General features: G+C 72.0%; 14 protein-coding genes. 10 read left to right on the forward strand and 4 right to left on the reverse strand.

Annotated elements, in window-relative coordinates:
* Position 1: 1 nt before the first annotated feature.
* Genes HNR07_RS26125 through HNR07_RS26135 form a run of 3 tightly spaced genes read left to right on the forward strand, consistent with a single transcriptional unit; the run spans position 2 to position 3,308 of the window.
* Entirely contained in the window at positions 2-853 is an 852-nt protein-coding gene (locus HNR07_RS26125; protein ID WP_184367296.1) for a branched-chain amino acid ABC transporter permease, read from the forward strand.
* Positions 854-859: 6 nt separating this feature from the next.
* Positions 860-1,957: a branched-chain amino acid ABC transporter permease gene (locus HNR07_RS26130; RefSeq protein ID WP_184367298.1), complete on the forward strand. Its 1,098-nt coding sequence runs from the start codon at positions 860-862 to the stop codon at positions 1,955-1,957.
* Positions 1,958-1,982: 25 nt separating this feature from the next.
* Positions 1,983-3,308: an ABC transporter substrate-binding protein gene (locus HNR07_RS26135; protein WP_184367300.1), complete on the forward strand. Its 1,326-nt coding sequence runs from the start codon at positions 1,983-1,985 to the stop codon at positions 3,306-3,308.
* Positions 3,309-3,890: 582 nt separating this feature from the next.
* Here HNR07_RS26135 and HNR07_RS26140 read toward each other — a convergent pair.
* Both HNR07_RS26140 and HNR07_RS26145 read right to left on the reverse strand, forming a co-directional pair.
* Positions 3,891-4,763, reverse strand: coding sequence for a dienelactone hydrolase family protein (locus HNR07_RS26140; RefSeq protein WP_184372698.1), 873 nt, complete (start codon positions 4,761-4,763; stop codon positions 3,891-3,893).
* Positions 4,764-5,042: 279 nt separating this feature from the next.
* Positions 5,043-6,518, reverse strand: a complete 1,476-nt coding sequence (locus HNR07_RS26145; protein WP_221318940.1) for a cytochrome P450 — start codon at positions 6,516-6,518, stop codon at positions 5,043-5,045.
* 389 nt (positions 6,519-6,907) lie between these two features.
* On the opposite strand from HNR07_RS26145, the gene HNR07_RS26150 reads away from it, so the two are divergent.
* The 5 genes from HNR07_RS26150 to HNR07_RS26170 all read left to right on the forward strand — a co-directional run bounded on the left by HNR07_RS26150 (position 6,908) and on the right by HNR07_RS26170 (position 14,550).
* Positions 6,908-8,245, forward strand: coding sequence for an SWIM zinc finger family protein (locus tag HNR07_RS26150; protein WP_184372704.1), 1,338 nt, complete (start codon positions 6,908-6,910; stop codon positions 8,243-8,245).
* Positions 8,242-9,888 (forward strand): DUF5691 domain-containing protein, encoded by a 1,647-nt coding sequence (locus HNR07_RS26155; RefSeq protein ID WP_184367303.1) that lies wholly within the window; start codon positions 8,242-8,244, stop codon positions 9,886-9,888. The genes HNR07_RS26150 and HNR07_RS26155 overlap by 4 nt, the downstream gene beginning before the upstream one ends.
* The gene (locus HNR07_RS26160) at positions 9,885-10,994 is read left to right on the forward strand and encodes an ATP-binding protein (RefSeq protein ID WP_184367306.1); all 1,110 of its coding nucleotides are present in this window, start codon (positions 9,885-9,887) and stop codon (positions 10,992-10,994) included. Before HNR07_RS26155 ends, HNR07_RS26160 begins: the two co-directional genes overlap by 4 nt.
* Complete coding sequence (locus HNR07_RS26165; protein ID WP_184367309.1) at positions 10,994-13,303, forward strand: DUF5682 family protein; 2,310 nt, start codon at positions 10,994-10,996, stop codon at positions 13,301-13,303. The genes HNR07_RS26160 and HNR07_RS26165 overlap by 1 nt, the downstream gene beginning before the upstream one ends.
* Positions 13,304-13,485: 182 nt before the next feature.
* On the forward strand, positions 13,486-14,550 hold the full coding sequence (locus HNR07_RS26170) for a VWA domain-containing protein (protein ID WP_184372707.1): 1,065 nt from the start codon (positions 13,486-13,488) through the stop codon (positions 14,548-14,550).
* A 73-nt stretch (positions 14,551-14,623) separates the two neighbouring features.
* Here the strand turns inward: HNR07_RS26170 and HNR07_RS26175 are convergent, their stop codons facing one another.
* Entirely contained in the window at positions 14,624-15,067 is a 444-nt protein-coding gene (locus HNR07_RS26175) for a VOC family protein (RefSeq protein WP_221318941.1), read from the reverse strand.
* A gap of 802 nt (positions 15,068-15,869) precedes the next feature.
* Entirely contained in the window at positions 15,870-17,264 is a 1,395-nt protein-coding gene (locus tag HNR07_RS26180) for a hypothetical protein (protein ID WP_312893983.1), read from the reverse strand.
* A gap of 525 nt (positions 17,265-17,789) precedes the next feature.
* On the opposite strand from HNR07_RS26180, the gene HNR07_RS26185 reads away from it, so the two are divergent.
* Positions 17,790-18,494: a Crp/Fnr family transcriptional regulator gene (locus HNR07_RS26185; protein ID WP_184367315.1), complete on the forward strand. Its 705-nt coding sequence runs from the start codon at positions 17,790-17,792 to the stop codon at positions 18,492-18,494.
* 377 nt (positions 18,495-18,871) lie between these two features.
* Complete coding sequence (locus HNR07_RS26190) at positions 18,872-19,471, forward strand: O-methyltransferase (protein WP_184367318.1); 600 nt, start codon at positions 18,872-18,874, stop codon at positions 19,469-19,471.
* Positions 19,472-19,541 lie beyond the last annotated feature (70 nt).

Below are 19,541 nucleotides of genomic sequence, written 5' to 3' on the forward strand. Positions count from 1 at the left end.
CATGAACTACTTCATCACCCTGACCCTCAACGGGCTGGCGTCCGGGGCGGCCTACGCGGCGCTGGCGCTGTCCCTGGTCATCATCTACCAGGCCACCCGGCTGGTGAACTTCGCCCAGCCCGCCCTCGCGCTGCTGTCGGTCTACACCGCCTACACGGTCACCCAGCTCACCGGCTCCTACTGGATCGGATTCGCCGCCGCCCTCACCACCGGTCTGCTGGTCGGTGCCTTCGTGGAACGCGTGATCGTCCGGCCCATCGCCCGGACCTCCCAGCTCAACGCCATCATCGTCACCCTCGGCATCCTGCTGGTGGTCCAGGGCGGGGTCGGCATGATCTGGGGCAACGAGCAGCACGGCTTCCAGTACGCGTTCAGCTACGTGGGCCGCTTCGCGCCCTCTGACGTGTTCGCACTGGCCTCCGTGGGCGTGGTCGCCCTCCTGCTGTTCGCCCTGTACCGGTTCACCCCGCTCGGCCTGCGGATGCGCGCCGCCGCCTTCCGCCCCGAGGCCGCTCGCCTCAGCGGCGTGAAGGTCGGCCTGATGCTCACCGCCGGCTGGGGCATCGCCTCCCTCATCGGCGCGCTGGCGGGCATGCTCGCCGGTCCGCCGTTCATCTCCCCGAACGTCTTCGATGTCGTGTTCGTCTTCGGGATCACCGCGGCGGTCGTCGGCGGCCTGGACAACCCCTTCGGGGCGGTCATCGGCGGCCTGCTCATCGGCCTCGGCATGTCCTACGTGTCCGGGTACGTCGGCCCCGAACTGGCGACCCTGGCCGCCCTGGCCATCGTCGTCATCGTCCTGAGCGTGCGCCCCGACGGCATCCTGTCCCGACCGACCGCGCGAAAGGTGTAGCCAGACATGACCTCGCCCACCACCGAGCGCGAAGAGCGCTCGACCAGCTCCGGCTCCGGAACAGTTCCGCCCGGGCTGCCCCGCACCTCCCGGTGGGGCTCGCTGCCGCTGCCCGCCCGGCACCTGCTGCTGGCCGCGCTCGGGCTGGCCGCCGTCACCGGTCTGCTGTTCGCCACCGGGGACCTCACCGCCCTACGCGTCGCCGCCGTCGGCTACACCATGCTCGCCATCGCGGGGCTGCAACTGCTGGTCGGCGGTTCCGGCCAGGTCTCCCTGGGCCACGGCGCGTTCATGATGATCGGCGCCTACACGATGGCGCTGCTCGTCCTGCACCAGCCGATGCTTCCGCTGGCCGCCAACCTCCTCATCATCGTCGCGGTCTCGATCGCGGCGGGCGTCGTGGTCGGCGCCGCCACCGCGCGCCTGCACGGCCCCTACCTGGCCGGTGCCACACTCATCCTCGCGGTCGGCCTGCCCGGGCTCGCGCACCGCTACCACGACGTCTTCGGCGGCAGCAACGGACTGAACATCCGCACCGCCGGGGCCCCGCCCTTCCTCGACGGCATCGTCTCCACCAGCGAGTGGCGGGCCCTGGTCGTGTGGACGACGGTGGTCATCGGTCTGGCCGCGCTCGCCACGATCTCCGCCGGACGGCTGGGCCGCCGCATGCGCGCCATCCGCGACGACGAGACCGCCGCCGCCATGGCCGGCATCCCCGTCGGCAAGACCAAGGTGGTCGCCTTCGTGATCGCCTCCACCGCGGGCGGCCTGGCCGGCGGCCTCCAGGCGTACGTGCTCGGCACCGTCACCCCCAGCAGTTTCACCCTGGTGCTCTCGCTGACCCTGCTCGCCGCCCTGGTCCTCGGCGGCATCGGCAGCCTGTGGGGTGCCCTGTGGGCCTCGATCGCCGTCGTCTACCTGGAGATCTGGGCCAGGGACCTGGCCCGGGCCATGGACCTGACCCGCAACGCCGAGAACAACCTTCCGATCGTGTTCTTCGGCGTCGTCCTCATCCTCATCCTGCGCTTCTGGCCCCTCGGGGTCCACGGCGCACTCCAAAGCCTCAGAGCCCGGCTCCGAGCCCGCAACAGCAACTCCTCTTGATCCCCCCTTGACGAAGGAGAAAACCATGCGAAAGCGAAGTGGAACCCGAGCCGCCCTGGCCTCGGCCCTTGCCCTGGCCCTGCTGGCCACCGCCTGCTCCGGAGCGGGCGAGGTCGGCGAGGGCGCCGACGTCGACCTGGACGTCGCGCCCGGTGTCACCGACGACACCGTCGTCATCGGCTCCCACCAGCCCCTCACCGGCCCCGCCGCGCCCGGATACATGGCCGTCTCCCAGGGTGCTGCGGCCGTGTTCGAGTACGTCAACGCCCAGGGCGGCGTGAACGGCAGGCAGATCGACTACCGCGTCGAGGACGACAAGTACGACCCCTCCGAGACCATCGACGTCACGCGTCAGCTGGTCATCGAGGACGAGATCTTCGCGATGGTCGGAGGTCTGGGCACCCCCACGCACAGTGGTGTGCTCGACTACCTCAACGAGGAGGGCGTTCCGGACATCTTCCCGTCATCCGGTGCCCTGGCCTGGAACAACACCGAGGAGCACCCGCTCACCTACGGCTGGCAGACCGACTACACCAAGGAAGCCAAGATCCAGGGCGAGTACATCGCCGAGAACTTCGCCGGCCAGAACGTCGGTTACCTCTACCAGAACGACGACATCGGCGTGGACTCCCAGGCCGGGCTCGACCAGTACCTCGGCGACGAGGTCGTCGCCCGGCAGCACTACGAGGCCGAGGTCACCGACCTCAGCTCGCAGATGGCCGAGATGGAGAACTCCGGGGCCGAGGTGATCGTCTGCTCCTGCATCCCCGCCTTCGTCGCGCTCGCCATGCTCGAGGCCGCCGGAATGGGTTACGAGCCGCAGTGGGTGGTCTCCAGCATCGGCGGTGACACCGCCACGCTCCAGGCGCTGCTCTCCTCATTCACCGAGGGCACCGACGCCGAGGACGTGCCGGCCGACGCCTTCCTGGCCGACACGATCATCACGAGCTACATGCCGCGCGTGGAGGACGAGGACGACGACTGGGCGCAGTTCTTCCTGGCCGTCTACGACGAGTACGGTGACGGCGGCCCCGTCACCAACACGCACGTGTTCGGCATGACCCAGGCCGTCATGTTCGCCCAGGTCCTCAAGTCCGCTGGCGAGGACCTCACGCGGCAGTCGCTGATCGACGCCCTGGAGACGCAGGAGTGGCAGGGCCCCGGCTTCACGCCCTTCGCCTCCTCGGACGGTGACCACGGCGGCCACGAGGGTGTCTACGTCGTCCAGTACAAGTCGGGCGGCGACATCGAGATGGTCCAGGAGGCCCGGGTGACCGACCGCGAGGGCGGCCCCATCGAGGAGGTCGACTTCGAGCGGCTCTCCCCGGAGGACCTGCCCTTCCACGACTAGCGGGCAGAACCAGACAGGCGGCCCGGGGGGACCTCCTCCGGGCCGCCGTCCTGTGCGCGGACCGCCTCCCGACCCGTCCGCTTCGAGCGCCTCTCTCCCCGGTCCGCCCCGCTCCTGCCCGAGGATCCCCGCGGGCCGGGCCCCTCGCCCGCAGCCAGTCGGAACCGGGTTCTCCCACGGGATCGGCGGCCGACCTCAGTGCCGTCCCAACGATGAGCGTGCCTCGCCGCACAGGGGCGGGGGAGGAGGCCGGGCTGGCTCCCGCGCATCGCTCGACCGGCGGAGCAGCGTCCTCGGGGTGCGTCGGACGAGTCCGTACGGCCTCGGCTGCGGCCGTGCTCTCGACGGCCGCGCCGGACCGGAGCGCCCTCGCACCCGCGAGCTCCAGCGCCGAGCCCGGGGCAGCGGCGAGCCCGTGGCAGCGGCGTTTCCTGCCGACCCGGCCTCCCGTCTCCACCGGGACGGGGAGGCGACCGGCGAAGGACGGGTCACCGGGGCCCCAGACCCGGGCAGCGCGCGAAGGGCGGTGGCCCGGAGGGGAAAATCCCCTCCGGGCCACCGCCCTTGTCAGTCTCAGACGGTTCAGCCGCCGTGCGGGCAGGTGTCCCGGTAGTCGGAGAAGTCCGTGCCGAAACCGGTGCGGGGCGGCGGGCAGAGGAACTGGTCGTAGCGGACGTCATCGTCCACGAACCGCTTCAGCCAGGAGATGCTGTACTTCGCGATGGTCGTGTTGGAGACGTTCGGCGCGAAGTGGCTCGCACCGCGCAACTCCAGGTAGGCGGCGTCCAGGGAGCCGTCAAGGCTCTCGTACATCGGGATCGCGTGTGAGCGGACCGACGCGGTGAGGTCGTTCTCGGCGCCGATGATGAGGGTCGGCGTCTGCACGCTCCCCCACCTCTTCTGGGTGTGCCAGGGCGTCAGCGGGATCGCCGCGCGCAGTTCCGGCCGGTCGTCGGCCACCGCGAGGGTGCCGCCGCCGCCCATGGAGTGGCCCATGACCGCCAGGCGGTCGCCGTCCACCATGTCCCTGACGTCACTGCGGTCGACCAGGTAGTCCAGCGCGCTGTCCAGCTGTCGGCCGCGGCTGTTGGGCTGGTCGTACCTCGTGATGGTGTCGATCGTGAACACCACGAACCCCTGGGAGGCGATGCGGTGTCCGTACCAGGACATGGAGGACGAGCTCGCGGTGTAACCGGGCGCGATCACCACGCCGCCGTAGGTGCCCTCGCTGGTGTCGGTGGGGTGGTAGATGGTGCCGCCGCCGAACCCGCTCACCAGGGAGGAGACCCGTGTGGTGTCGGTGTCGAGATGGCCGCGCAGGGCCGTGACGCTCCGCTCCGTCGGGTCGGGGCCGCGCTCGTAGGGGTTGGCGGCCTGGGCGGGCGCCACAACGGCGCCGGCACCGAACAGGGAGAGACCGACGACGAGTGCGGACTTCGCGGCGATCGCGGTCAGCCAGGAGCGTTTCCTCGGGGCCTTCGCCGGGGCGGGGGAGGGGGAGGGGGGATTCAATGTTCGCACGTATTTTCCTTTTCTCGTGCAGCGGGAGTCCACGGAATTAACGGGGTCCGTGGACCGGTTCCCATAAAGGGCGATTCCCGGAAATCGGGTTTCTCGGGCTGCCTTATGGGGGCGTGGATCCGACTATGAAGTCGATCGCGTGAACGTGCATCCGTTGAACCACCAGTAGTGGCGGCTTCCCTGTTCACAAGCCCGAAAAACCCGCGTCATCCTTCAGCTTCCGAGGCCGCGCCACCAGTTGAGCAGCCTTCCGAGCAGGTCCTCCGGAGGTTGCTCCTCCTCGGCCACCGGCGGGACCTGCTCCATCTGCTGGGTCTGAGCGGCGGGCGGTTCGCTGGGGCGGCCGGGCTGGAAGGCGACCGGCAGTTCCCGGACCCCGTGCAGGAACGGGGAGGCCAGCGGGCGCAGCTCCCGCGGGTCGACCGCGAGTCGGAGCCCGCCGAGCCGTTCCTGGAGCACGGTCACACCGGTCGAGGCCACCAGACGGCCCATCTCGCGGGCCGGACAACTGTGCGGTCCGGCGCCGAACGCCAGGTGGGCGCGGCTGCCGCTGGCCAGACCGGTGTCCGGGTCCGGCCTGCCGACCCGCACGGCCGGGTCGTGGTGCGCCCCTTCCACCCCGAGGTAGATGGCGTCGCCCTTGCGTATCCGCGCTTTGCCGATCCGCACGTCCTGGAGCACGATCCGTCCGGCCAGCAGTTGCAGGGGGCTGTCGTTCCACATGACGTGGTCCAGCAGGTCGTGCGTGGACAGGCGCGCGTCGGTGTGGGCGGAGCGGATGCGGTCGTCGGTGAGCAGCGTACGCATGGTGTTGCCGATGAGGTGGGCGGTCATCATGTGGCTGGCGCTGACGATGAGGGACGCCTCGTAGGCGACCTCGAGCGGGGTGAGCTTCGAGGGGTGCGCCATCATCTGGCTGACCAGGTCGTCCCCGGGGGCGTCCGCCTTGCGGGAGACCAGGCCGGCGAAGTACTGCCGCATGCCGTTGATCGCCTCGTCCGTGCGCTGGGCGTCCTCGTGGAAGATGAGGGCGGTGAGGCCGTTCAGCATGTGGCCGTAGCTGTCGGGCAGCCCGAAGAGCCGGTTCACCACCAGGGCGGGGAGCTGGCCGGCGTAGTCGCCGATGAGGTCGGCGCTGCCCCGGGTCACGAACGAGTCCACCAGCTCGTCGGCGATCCGGCGCACGGTGCGGGCCATGCCGTTCATGTCGATCCGGGTCAGGCCGTCCATGATCGGCGCGCGCAGCCGGGCGTGCTCGGCGCCGTCAGCGTAGAGGGCGTTGGGCAGCCAGGTCATCATGGGGACGGTGCGGTCGAGGTCGACCCGGCCCTCGACGGCCTCGCGCCACTTGCGGGTGTCCCGGGCGAACAGGTGCGGTTGCTGGAGGAGGGTGAGGGTCTCGCGGTAGTCGAGCAGCAGCCAGGCGCGCACCCCGGGCTCCAGTTCCACCGGGACGAGGGGCCCGTGCCGCTCGCGCAGCCGTTTCCAGAGCTTGGTGCGCCCCTCGGGCGGGGTGGGCTCGTACAGCCGGATCCTGTCGGCGGGGGAGCCGTGGGCGGCCGGGGAATCCTGGGCGGCCGTGACCGGGCAGCCCCGGGACGCGGTCGGGTCGTGCGGGGCGGGGTTGCGGACCGGGGCGGAAGCGGGTCGCTCGCCGCCGTTCTCGACATGGTGCGGAGTCGTCGTCATCTCGGGGGTGCGGACACCCGGAGAAGGGTTCGCGGGGCCGCTTCCCTCCCTTCGGGTTGATAAGTCACCTGGACACGCGGTACTGACGAGGTGAAAGGAAGGGGAGCGGGGTGTTCGAGAAACGGGACGGGGCGGCCGGGGATCGAGTCGCCTTGATCCTGGCATCCTAGGATTGTTCGCACCGGCTTTTCAACACGTGCCGGTTCCCGCCCGAATTCTTTTCCGGACCCGTGTTGGGTTTTTCTTTTTTGTCCGGGACTGGGCGGTGTCCCGAGGGCCCCGGATTGTCAGTGGTGCTCCCTAGTGTTGCCTGTGTGAGCGATCGATGGAGTACCGACGAAGTCTGGGCTCTGGCTCCGGACCCCTCATCACACAAGGCCGCTCTCAAGGTGGCCAAGGCCGGATCGTGGCCCGAGTGCGGCGTCATCGCCGCCGACGGCGGCGCCGCCTCGGCCGTCTGGGGTGAGTGCAAGGGGAGCGGGGCCAAGCCCTACCTGGCCGCAGCGCACCTGGACGGGGACAAGGGCCCCGCCTACAAGTGCAGCTGCCCCAGCCGCAAGATCCCCTGCAAACACGTCCTCGCCCTGCTCGCGCTGTGGAGCCAGGGCGCGGTGGCCGAACGCGGGGACCGGCCCGAGTGGGTCGCCACGTGGCTCGCGGGACGTGCGGCCCGCCAGGGGCGCGCGAGCGGAGCCGCGGCCCCCGCACCGGTCGACCCCGAGAAGGCGGCCGCCACCCTGCGCGCCCGGGAACAGGCGGTCACCGCCGGGCTGGAGGAGCTCCGGCTGTGGCTGCACGACCAGGTCGACGGCGGCCTCGCCGAGGTTCCCACACTCGGCTACGACCACTGGGACCGGATGGCCAAACGCCTGGTGGACGCCAAAGCGGGCGGCGCGGCCTCGCTGGTCACCCAGCTGCCCCAAACCGGCGGCCGGGGCGGCGGGGAAAACGGGGACCGCTGGCCGGACCGCCTCCTGGAACGCCTGGGCATGCTGCACCTGCTGGTGGACGGCTACCTGGCGGTCGCGGCCGCCGAGTCCGGTCCGGGTCCCGCCGATGCCCAGGACGCCACCGGTTCCTCCGGCGACGCCCTCGCACGGACCAGACTCCGCTCCCGGGCCGTGCTGCGCGCCCGGGTGGGGATCAGCACCCGCACCGAGGAGGTCTTGGCCGGCGGGGAGCGGCTCCAGGACGCCTGGCGGGTCCTCGGCCACCGCGACAGCCTCACCCCCGACGGCATGCGCAGCCGTCGCCAGTGGCTGCGCGGGGCGGCCACCGGCAGGTACGCCCTCTCCCTGACCTTCGCCCGCCCCACCCGGACCCCGGACTCCCCCTTCCGGTCCGGCACCGAGGCCGACGGCGAACTCGCCTTCCACCCCGACGGCCGCCGCGCGGTCCGCACCGGTTCGATGACCGAACGCCCCGCCCCGCCGCCGCCCGGCGGCACCGTCGACCAGGCCCTGGACTCCTACGCCGAGGCCCTGGCCGAGGACCCCTGGCTGGAGGCCTGGCCGGTGGTCCTGGAGAACGCGGTCCCCGCCCGCGCCGACGGCTGGCACCTGGCCGACCCCACCGGGGCCTCCCTGCCCATGGACAGCGCGGAGCTGTGGCGGCTCCTCGCGGTCACCGGCGGACGCCCCGCCACCGTCGCCGCCGAGTGGTCACCCGCCACCGGCCTGACCCCCATGACCGTGTGGGACGCCGACGGAAAGGCAGTGACCCTGTGAACCACCCCCAGCCCCCGCAGAGCGCTCTGTCCGAGAACACCTCCCCCGAGACCGAGCCCGCCGCAAGCACGTTCCCCGAGAGCGCGTCCGCCGAGCCCCGGCCCTCATCGCCCCCGTCCCCCTCCTGGGACCGCCTGGTCTCCACCGCGCTGGTCGGCACCTCCCGCCGACCCGTCCCCGCCCTTCCCGACCTGCCCCGCAGTACCCGTGAGGGCGCCGCCGCCCTGCTGGACCTGGTCGCCCTCGACACCGTCCGCGCCCGCGCCGGGTACACCGCGCACACCGCCGAACCGGTCACCCCCGACGCACCCGACCACCGCCCCGAGGTCAGCGCCGCCGCCACCCACCGGCTGGACGTCATCCTCGCGGACCGCTCCGAACTCCTCCCCGAATGGCTGCACCTGGCGTTCCGGTGCGGCCGCCGGGCCAGCCACACCCACATCCCCGACCTGCTCGAACGCGCCGCCCGGGACAGCGGGCTGCGCCCCCTCGTCGCCACCGCCGTCGGTGGCCGGGGCACCTGGCTGGCCTCGTTCAACGGTGCGTGGTCCTTCGTCGCCCGCGAACCCCTGGCCACCGACGTGTACACCGACGCCGCCTGGTACGGCGGCACCCCCGCCCAGCGCCGCCGATCGCTCTTCGCCCTGCGCGCCGCGGACCCCGCTGCCGCCCGCGACCTGCTCGCCGCCACCTGGCCGCAGGAGACCAGGGGTGAGGATCGGCGCGGCCTCCTGGAGGCCCTGGCGGTCAACCTCGGACCCGAGGACGAGGCGGTACTCGCCCCCGCCCTGGACGACCGCAACGCCACCGTCCGCGGCCGAGCCCTGACCCTGCTCACCCGACTGCCCGACAGCGCCCACGCCCATCGGCTCCGCGACCACCTACGCCACCACCTGCGGATCGACCGCGCCTCACCGCGGCCGGTGGACGTCGCCGACCTGGACACCGGCCGGGCCGACCTGCTGCGCGACCTCGCCCTCACCGCGCCACGCAAGGCCAACCCCACCCACGACGAACGCTGGGTCCTCAGCCGCACGCTCCTCACCCAGGCCCCGCTGGACGTGTGGACCGAACGGCTCGACACCGACCCGGCCGGAGTGCTGGCCCTGGCCGCCGACCACCCCGAGTTGCGTTCGGCACTCATCGAGGCCGCCTGCCTGCGCGAGGACGCCGACTGGTCCAGGGCCGTGCTCGACGACCCCGAGGCCGGGCTGCCCCGGATGGTCGCCGTGGGCGCCCACGACCCGCTCGGACAGCGGATCGCCCCGCTACTGGCCGCCCTGCCCGCGGCCGAACGGTGCGCGCGGGCCCTCGCCGTCGCCGAGCGGGCCCACCGGCACGACTTCCTGGGCGAAACCCTCCGCGCCGTCGGCGCCCCGTGGACCCGCGAACTGTCGGAGGCCGCCGTCAGACTTCTCCTCGAGGGCGGCGACAGCGCCCCCGCCGGCAGCCGACCCGGTGCCCGGCACAGCGCCCGGGACCGGGGCCGACGGGTACTCCGCGGGGTCATCGCCGAACACATGCCGCCGCAGCACCTCGACCTCCTCCCGGAACGTCCGCCCCACGAGGAGGAGGCCCACCCCCACGCCCTCCTCCGGGACACCCTCCGATTCCGCCTCGACATGCACAGGGAGCTCAGTTGACCACCACCGCCACCAGCACGCAGGCAGCGACCGCTCTGCGACCCCACGCCGAGCAGACCTACGCCGCCGAGCTCGCGGCGCTGGCCGAGGCCGACGACCGCCGGCGCCCCCCGGGCTGGCACCTGTCCCCGTGGGCGGTCACCCAGTACCTGCTGGGCGCCACCCTCGACGACGGCACCGAGATCACCCCCAAGTACATCGGCTCGCGTCGGGTGGTGGAGGTGGCCGTGGCCACCCTGGCCACCGACCGCGCCCTCCTGCTCATCGGGGTCCCCGGTACCGCCAAGACCTGGCTGTCCGAGCACCTCGCGGCGGCGGTCTCCGGCGATTCCACCCTGCTGGTCCAGGGCACCGCCGGGACCTCCGAGGAAGCCGTCCGGTACGGCTGGAACTACGCCCGCCTGCTCGCCGAGGGCCCCTCCGAGGCCGCGATGGTGCCCAGCCCGGTGATGACCGCCATGGCGCGCGGCTCCATCGGCCGCATCGAGGAGCTCACCCGTATGCCCTCCGACGTGCAGGACGGCCTCATCACCGTGCTTTCGGAGAAGGCCCTGCCGGTCGCCGAACTCGGCATCGAGGTGCAGGCCCAGCGCGGGTTCAACATCATCGCGACCGCCAACGACCGCGACCGCGGTGTCAACGACCTCTCCAGCGCGCTGCGCCGCCGCTTCAACACCGTGGTGCTGCCGGTCCCGGACAGCGCCGAGGACGAGGTCCGCATCGTCACCCAGCGCGTGGAGCAGCTCGGCCGCTCCCTGGAACTGCCCGAGGTGCCCACCAGCCTCACCGAGATCCAGCGGGTGGTGACCGTCTTCCGCGAGCTGCGCTCCGGCCTCACCGAGGACAACACCACCAAGGTCAAGTCGCCCAGCGGCACCCTGAGCACCGCCGAGGCGATCTCGGTGATCACCAACGGGATCGCGCTGGCCGCCCACTTCGGCGACGGCCGGCTGCGCCCGGCCGACGTCGCCGCCGGCATCCAGGGCGCCGTCGTCCAGGACCGCGTCTCCGACGGGGTCGTGTGGCGCGAGTACCTGGAGACCGTCGCCCGCGAGCGCGACGGCTGGGGCGACTTCTACCGGGCCTGCCGCGAGGTGGGCGCCTGATGGGACGACCCCGACCGGACGCCGACAAGGTGAGTGTCCTCGGTGTCCGCCACCACGGCCCGGGTTCGGCCCGGGCCGTGGCGGCCGCCCTGGACGAGATCAAGCCGGACATCGTGCTGATCGAGGGGCCGCCCGAGGCCGACGCGATCACCTCCCTGGTGGGCGGCCTGGAACCGCCGGTGGCGCTGCTGGTCCACCTGGCCGACACCCCCAAGGCCGGGACGGTGCGGTCCAAGGAGGGCTGGGGGTTCTGGCCGTTCGCGTCCTTCTCCCCGGAGTGGGCCGCCTTGGTCCACGCGCACGGACGCGGCGTCCCGGTGCGCTTTTGCGACCTGCCCGCCTCGCACTCGCTGGCGGAGCGGATCGAGCGGGCGGAGGCCGAGGAGCACGGGTTGAAGGAGCAGGCACAGGAGACCGAGGCGGTCGAGCCGGGTGGGGCAGAGCCGCCCAAGGTCCGTACCGACCCGCTCGGGGTGCTCGCGGAGGCCGCCGGGTACGACGACGCCGAACGCTGGTGGGACGACGTCGTGGAGCAGCGCGGCGACGGTGAACCCTCACCGTTCCCCGCGATCGCCGACGCCATGGCCGCCGTCCGCGCCGAGTCCGGCCCCGAGACCGGGCGGGACGCGCGCCGCGAGGCCTACATGCGCAAGACCCTGCGCGCCGTGCTCAGGGAGGGGTACGAACGCGTCGCGGTGGTGTGCGGGGCCTGGCACGCGCCCGCGCTGCGCGACCTCTCCGACTACCCGGTCTCCGCGGACAACGCCCTGCTCAAGGCGCTGCCCAAGGTGAAGACCACCGCCACCTGGGTGCCGTGGACGCACGGACGGCTCGCCACCGCCAGCGGCTACGGCGCCGGGGTGACCTCGCCCGGCTGGTACCACCACCTGTTCACCGCGCCCGACCTGCCGGTCCACCGCTGGCTCACCGAGGCCGCCCGGATCCTGCGCGAGGAGGGCCAGCCGGTCTCCTCCTCGCACGTGATCGAGGGGGTGCGGCTCGCCGAGAGCCTCGCCGTGCTGCGCGGGCGGCCGCTGGCCGGGATCGACGAGGTCTCCGAGGCGGTCACCGCCGTGCTCTGCGAGGGCGAGCAGACCCGGGCGGCCCTGGTGCACGGGCGGATGGTGATCGGCGAACGCCTCGGATCGGTGCCCCCGGACACCCCCATGGTGCCGTTGCAGCGCGATCTCGTGTCCGCGCAGAAACGGCTCCGCCTCAAGCCCGAGGCCTTCGACCGCGATCTCGACCTGGACCTGCGCAAGGACAGCCAGCGTGAACGCAGCGTGCTGCTGCACCGGCTGAGGGTGCTCGGTGTCGAATGGGGCGTGCCGCGCTCCACCAGCCGCACCGGGAGCGGCTCCCGGGGCACCTTCCGCGAGTCCTGGCGGCTGCGCTGGGAGCCCGACATGGACGTGGCGCTGATCGAGGCCGCTCCGTGGGGGACCACCGTGGTCTCGGCCGCCACCGCCCGGGTGGTGGAGATCGCCGCCGACGCCGAACTGCCCACCCTGACCGCGCTCACCGAGCAGTGCCTGTTCGCCGACCTCGGCGAGGCGCTCCCGGACGTGCTCGCCCTGCTCACCGACCGGGCCGCGACCGACAGCGACATCACCCACCTGATGGCGGCGCTGCCGCCGCTGGCCCGCTCGGCCCGGTACGGGGACGTACGCGGTACGGACAGCGCCCGCCTGCGCGCGGTCGCCCGGCAGATCCTGGCCCGGGTGTGCGTGGGCCTGGCCCCGGCGGTGCGCGGGCTGGACGACGACGCGGCGGCCAGGTTCGTGCAGGCCATCGACCAGACGCACAGCGCCGCGGCGCTGCTGGACGAGGACGCCCGGGGCTGGACCGAGGCCCTGGAGTCCCTGGCCGAACGCGACAACGTGCCGGGCCGGATCGCGGGGCGGGTGAACCGCGTCCTCGTCGACGCGGGCCGGATCACCCCGGAGGAGCTGCGCCGCAGACTGGGCCTGGCGATGTCCCCGGGCACCGAACCCACCCGCGCCGCCGCCTGGCTGGAGGGTTTCCTGCAGGGCAGCGGGCTGATCCTGGTGCATGACGAGCGGCTGCTCGGCCTCATCGACACCTGGCTGCTCGGCCTGTCCGAGGAACGGTTCACCGCCGTCCTGCCGCTGCTCCGCCGGACTTTCGGCGCCTTCGGCGGTCCCGAACGGCAGGAGATCGGTACCGCCGTGACCAGGGTCGACGGCGGTCAGGCCGCGGTCACCCGGACCCGGCGCCCCATCGACCACCGCCGCGCGGCCCCGGCCGTCGCCGCGGTGACGGCACTACTGGAGAGGAGCGGCGCGTGAGCACGGAAGCAGTCGTGGCCGGGGCAGAGGCCACCGGGGCCACCGGGAGCACCGAGGCCACCGGGGGCACCGAGGCCACCGGGAGCACCGAGGCCACCCGGGGCGCCGAGCGGTCCCGCCGCTGGCGTCTCGTCCTCGGTTCGGAGTCCCGGTGCGCGAACCTGACCGGCACCGACCAAGCCATGGACTCGGCGCTGTCCGCCCTGTACAACCGGGGCGACCAGGCGGCCTCCGGAGGTGACCGCGGGGCCGACCTCAGCGGTTCGGCGCCCCGCGTCTCCCGTTGGCTGGGGGACATCCGGGAGTACTTCCCGTCGTCCGTCGTCCAGGTGATGCAGTCCGACGCCATGGACCGGCTGGGCCTGCACCAGCTCCTCCTGGAACCGGAGATGATGGAGGCCGTCGAGCCCGACGTGCACCTCGTCGGGACCCTGCTCTCCCTCAACCGGGTGATGCCCGCCGAGGCCAGGGAGAGCGCCCGCGCCATCGTGCGCAAGGTCGTGGACGACCTGGAGAGGCGCGTCGCCCAGAAGACCCGATCGGTGGTCCGCGGGGCCATCGACCGCTCCGCACGCACCCACCGCCCCCGCCGGGTCGCGGACATCGACTGGAACGCCACCATCCGCCGCAACCTGGCGCACTACCTGCCCGAGCACAACACGGTCATCCCGCAGACCCTGGTCGGCTACGGCCGCCGTAGCCAGGGGGTGCAAAAGGACGTCGTCCTGGCCATCGACCAGAGCGGTTCCATGGCCTCCTCCGTCGTCTACGCCAGCGTCTTCGGCGCGGTGCTCGCCTCGATGAGCACCCTGAAGACCTCCCTGGTGGTCTTCGACACCGCCGTCGTCGACCTCACCGACCAGCTCACCGACCCGGTCGAGGTCCTCTTCGGCACTCAGCTGGGCGGCGGCACCAACATCAACAAGGCCCTTCGCTACAGCCAGACCCTCATCGACCGCCCGCAGGACTCGATCTTCGTGCTGATCAGCGACCTCTACGAGGGCGGGGTGCGCGCGGAGATGCTCAAGCGGGTTGCGGCCATGAAGTCCGCCGGGGTCCAGGTGGTGGTGCTGCTGGCCCTCTCCGACGAGGGCGCCCCCTTCTACGACCGCCAGAACGCCTCGGCCTTGGCCGAATTGGGAGTCCCGGCCTTCGCCTGCACCCCGGACGCCTTCCCCGAGCTCATGGCGGCGGCGATCCAGGGCCAGCCACTGGACGCCTGGGTCGACAAGCACCTCGACGAGTGAACCCACCCGGGCGGGACCGAACCCCCTGCGGCCCCGCCCGGGTTCCCGAAACCAGGCACTCGGGTTCAGATCATCAGTCCAGGCAGAACTCGTTGCCCTCGACGTCCTGCATCACGATGCACGACTCGTTGATCTCGTCGGCTTCCATCACCCGCACACACGTCGCCCCAAGCGCTTCCAGCCGCTTGCGCTCGGCCTGGAGCGTGGAGAGGCGCTCCTCCCCGACCAGCCCCGCCCCGGCCCGCACGTCGAGGTGCAGCCGGTTCTTGGCGGTCTTGCCCTCGGGGACCCGCTGGAAATAGAACCGCGGCCGTTTGCCCGAGGGGTCCTCGCAGGCGAACGCCGAATTCCGCTGCTCGGGCGGCAGCGTCTGACCGAACTCGTCCCAGCTGGCGAACCCCTCCGGCGGCGGAGGCACGACGTACCCCAACACCTCACACCAGAACCGGGCGACCCGCTCCGGGTCAGCGCAGTCGAACGTGACCTGAACATCCACGTTTGCAGTCATGCGGGACATCGTAGCGGCGCGCTTTTCCCCGGCCCTACAAGGAATCCGCGGGCCCTCTGACGAAGGTTCGCGGCACCTTGCGGACCACCAGAGGCGACTGCAAGAGTCCCGGACTCCACGCGTTGTGTCCGGTTCCGGTTCTGGTTCCCCCGTTTCCCGCCGCTCGATGGTGGCCGTCTGCGCTGCGCGCGTCAAGGTCGTCGCCGTCGCGGCTTCGCCGAATCAGGGCGCTCCACCCTGACCCGCTTCGCTGCGACGGCGGTGGGCGGCTGTCGGGAAACGGGGGAGGTGTGGTCGGGGTGGCAGACGGGCCCCGAAAGGGGCCAAAAGGGGCCTAAGGCGCCCAACTGCCTCGGCCTTCGGCCGGTGCCCTCCCCACCCCGGTGCCCAACGCTTGGCCGTGTCGCGGCCGGTCATTTCCGGCAACGGAACAGCAGCAGCGACGGAAGCGGCGCGCCGGTCCGTGTGTCGTGGGGATGGCGCCCGAAACCCGCGTCTGGGGGCTGTCCGTTGCTTCCGAAACCCCCGTATCCCCGATGATCTTGCTACCAGGGGACCGAAACAGGCGCCCGGCCCCAGACACCACCACTGACCTCGCCGCCGCTGTTCCGTCCGGGCGAATGACCAGCCGCGACACGCCGCGCCGATCCCCGCAGGCCTGGGGAGCCCGGTGCCTCCGAGTCCGGTGCTTCCGAGTCCGGGGTGCAGCGGCCTGGTCGGTTCTCGTGCGACGAGCCCGCTGTCACCGGTGCTGTGCTCGGCCGGGCGGAGTCCCGAAGGTGAGGTGTCCTTCCTCGGGGACTGCGCTCTTTCAGCCGGTGCCCCGGGGTCTGGGGCAGACGTCGTCGAGGTCGGTGACCGGGGTGAGGCTCACCGAGAAGCGGGGCACCTTGGTGAGGCCGTGTTCGCGGTCCCACAGGAGGTCGATGTCGTTCGCCCCCTCGAAGTACAGCACCGGGCGGTCGGTGGTCAGCGGCGCTCCGATGCGTTTGACCGGGTCATCCGGGGGTTCGACGCACACAGCGGACGGGGTGACCCCCACGTGGCCGCGTGGTGCACCGCCCTCCGACCGGTAGTGGGCGACGTGGTCGGCGCCGACCTGGGCGCCCTGCTCCAATGGCCCCTTCATGGTGGTGAGGAGCACGAACAGGGTGGCGAGCCCGTACAGGCAGACCGCGAGTACCGTCATCAGCCGTGGAAAGAACTCCGTCCCGCGACCGCCCAGGTGGAAGTACCTGAGGAGCCCGAACGCCCCCAGGGAGACGAAGAGGACGGCCAGCGCCGGCAGGAAGCCGGCCAGTGCGAAGAGCCGCCCCGGGCCGTTGGTCACCACGTCCCCGGGCGAGATCCCGAACGCCGCCAGATAGGCGTCCTGGTTGGAGGTGCTCAGGGCAACCGTCAGGGGCACGCCCAGGGTGGTCAGTCCCAGGGGGAGCCACGTGTTGATCCGGCCCTCCGGGATGTGCCGCAGCATCTGCCACACCCCGAACCCGCTGGGGAGGGCGAGCAGGGAGGCGGCGGCGACCGGGAAGACGTTCCCCTCGGACCGCCACGTGGCGGCGTAAAGGCCGAGGATCGCTGATCCGCCCACGACGCAGACCAGGAGCGAGGTGGCGAGGAGGAAACGCCAGTCGTCCAGTAGGTCCTCCGGAGCCGGATCCGTGCCGGGGTTCGTGGCACGGGGAGGGTCCGGCGGCCCGACCACCGTGAGCCCGTCCGGTGAACCGGCTTCCGGGTTGCGGTTCGCGAAGTCCGCCAGCCGTGATCTCGCCTCAGCGAGGGAGGCCGCCTGGATGGTTCCCCGGGACCGCCAGGCCATCAGCCCCCGGACGGGGGCCGCGAGCCACCCCGGCCTGGTCATCCAGCCCCGGGGCATCACCATGTACCGGCGCGACGGCGACAGCTGTGGGCGCAGACGGGCCGCGAAAACGATCCGAACACCCGCTCCGGCCCTGTTCAGGGCGTGGTGGAACTCCGCCAGGGCCGCCCCCGTCGAGCCGAGCGCGGCACCTGAGACCGGGACGCGCACGTCGTGCCGCCCCTGGCCGAGGCTCTGGACCTGCCAGGGCTGACCAGCCACTGCTCCGAGGAAGGCGGCCTCGTCCTGTGGTTGCACCTCCACCCCGATGCGCACCACGTGGTCGTAGTACCGGGGCAGCTCCCCCTTCAACGGCTCGGGCGCGGGCGGCCCGGTAGCGGGCGCCACAGGTGGTCCGGAAGGCCGCGAACCCTTCCAGGGCCGCCAGCCGCGTCTGAAGAAGCGCATACGAACCTTGTCTTTCGGGGGGTTTGGGGGAAGCCTACGGTGCCCGGGTGACAGCCCTCCCAGCCCTGTCCGGAAAACCCTTGGCCAGGCGATCCCGGTCGGAGCCAACCCGCGCTCACGCCGTTCGCGAAAGAGCTGGCCGCCCTTGAGGGCCTGCTCCGAGGAGGGGCGGTACCCACTGAAGACGCCCTGGCCGCGGCCTGGCCGACCTCATGGCCTGACAGCCGCATCGGTTGACCCGCCGGTGCCGTCCTCCACGCTGCCCCGGTGTCCTTCGAAACACACCGGGCGTACCCGTGAGAACTCCTCTGAGTGAAAGCACTCGACCTGTTGGAGCTTTTCCCCACCGAGCCGTCGGTCTGACCCGGGAGATTGGCCGAAGGTCACAAGATCTCCCGTATCCCGTGCTTCTCCGGCGGAACCGGGTACCACCCGGGCATCATTGTGGGGATGATCGGAGGACGCATGACCGACTGGCCTCAGGGCAGCTTCATGTCCAGGCTCGGGCCTCAGACCGCGGAAGCGCTCCTCGCACTCGCGCCGCCGCGTTACCTGCCCGCCGACCGGGTCCTCATCTCCCAGGGGGACGAGGAGGAGCAGGTCATGCTCTTGGGCCCGCCCGGGCGCGGCAAGCGGGCTGACCCCGCCTGCGTCAAGGTCACGTCCGTCCTGCGCAACGGCACCGAGGCGATGTTCGGTATCCGGCGTTGGGGCGACCTGGTCGGGGAGCTCAGCTTGTTCCGGGGGACCAGGCCCTCCGCCACGGTCACCTCGTGCGCCCCGCTCACCGTCCGGGTCTACCCGCACCAGGTCTTCGACTCCTTCCTGGAGGAGCACCCCGACGCCTGGCGGGCGATGGTCGCCGTGATGGGTGAGCGCCAGGAGCGCGCGGACCTCCAGCGGGCCGAGCTCGCGGGTTACGAGGTCGAGGCCCGGGTGGCCCGGATGCTGGTGGACATGGCCCGGCATCACGGGGTACCCACCGAGGAGGGGGTCCACCTGGGGATCCGGCTCTCCCACACGGACCTGGGCAAACTCATCGGCGCCCGCACCGACGCCGTCGGTAACGCGATCCGCCGCTTCCGCTCCGAGGGCCTGCTGCTGTCCAGGTACCGGAGCGTGGTGATCGTGGACATGGAACGCCTGAACCGGGTCTACGAGGCCGCGTAGTCCCCTGTTCTCACCCACGGCGAAACGACAGTGATCCTTTTCGGGTCGAATTACCGACTGGTCAGTGGTCCTCGGATCCCGAAAGCGACAGAATCCCACTCGGGCTTCGTGCCCGCCCTCTCCCCGCACGGCTCGCGCCTCCTCCTCCGGTGCCCTCTCCGGTGCGGGAAGAGCGGTAGGGCTGCCGGAATGGTGAGGACGGCACCGTTCCGGCAGCCACCCCCCGTCTCCACACCACCCCGGTGGCCGTCCCCCGCCACCGGGGGCCTCTTTTCCGCGGATCGCCCCGCGCCTCACCAGGGCTGAGACTCCTGGATCACGGCGCCCCTCCGGCGTAGCCTGGACTCCCCGACCCACCGAAGCGGAGAGCGGTCACCGTGGCAGCCACCCAGAACAGTCGGCGTCCCGTCACCCTCGACGCGATCGAGCACGACACCGAGGGAATCGGGTTCAGCATGTCCTGTGAGGAGGCGGTCGGGCAGCTCCTGCGCGCGCTCGCCGCGGCCAAACCCGGCGGCCGGATCCTCGAACTGGGCACCGGGACCGGGGCGGGCACCGCCTGGCTGCTGGCCGGAATGGACGCGCAGGCCCGCCTGGACACCCTCGACAACGACCCCGAACGCCTGGGCGTGGCCCGGCGCCACCACACGCCCGACCCGCGGGTGACGATCTTCGAGGCCGACGGCGGAGAGTGGCTCAGCGCGCGCGCCACCGACGACGGTCCCGGCTACGACCTGGTCTTCGCCGACACCCGGCCGGGCAAGTTCACCCACCTGGACGAGGCGCTCTCCCTGGTGGACCGCGGTGGTTTCTACGTGGTGGACGACCTCGCCCGCCAGCCTTCGGGCGCCTGCGCCCCCGAGGACCACTGCCTGGCGGTGGAGGCCCTCATCGAGAACCTGGAGTCCCGCGCCGGCTGGGAACGCCTCCCGCTGCTCGGCTGGTCCTGCGGCGTTCTGGTCATGGTCCGCAAGTAGTCCCCCCGCCGTTCCCGTGGCTGTCCCCGCGCGTCCGCTGCTCCTGACACCCCGGCCGGGGAAGGGCGCG

This window comes from Nocardiopsis metallicus, assembly GCF_014201115.1.
Taxonomy (GTDB): domain Bacteria; phylum Actinomycetota; class Actinomycetes; order Streptosporangiales; family Streptosporangiaceae; genus Nocardiopsis; species Nocardiopsis metallicus.

What these genes read in the sequence shown, in the direction of transcription:
- HNR07_RS26175 (WP_221318941.1), bottom strand. Translation starts at nt 15,067, where the DNA reads ATGTCCCGCATGACTGCAAACGTGGATGTTCAGGTCACGTTCGACTGC.
- HNR07_RS26135 (WP_184367300.1), top strand. Translation starts at nt 1,983, where the DNA reads ATGCGAAAGCGAAGTGGAACCCGAGCCGCCCTGGCCTCGGCCCTTGCC.
- HNR07_RS26145 (WP_221318940.1), bottom strand. Translation starts at nt 6,518, where the DNA reads ATGACGACGACTCCGCACCATGTCGAGAACGGCGGCGAGCGACCCGCT.
- HNR07_RS26125 (WP_184367296.1), top strand. Translation starts at nt 2, where the DNA reads ATGAACTACTTCATCACCCTGACCCTCAACGGGCTGGCGTCCGGGGCG.
- HNR07_RS26170 (WP_184372707.1), top strand. Translation starts at nt 13,486, where the DNA reads ATGGACTCGGCGCTGTCCGCCCTGTACAACCGGGGCGACCAGGCGGCC.
- HNR07_RS26165 (WP_184367309.1), top strand. Translation starts at nt 10,994, where the DNA reads ATGGGACGACCCCGACCGGACGCCGACAAGGTGAGTGTCCTCGGTGTC.
- HNR07_RS26130 (WP_184367298.1), top strand. Translation starts at nt 860, where the DNA reads ATGACCTCGCCCACCACCGAGCGCGAAGAGCGCTCGACCAGCTCCGGC.
- HNR07_RS26185 (WP_184367315.1), top strand. Translation starts at nt 17,790, where the DNA reads ATGACCGACTGGCCTCAGGGCAGCTTCATGTCCAGGCTCGGGCCTCAG.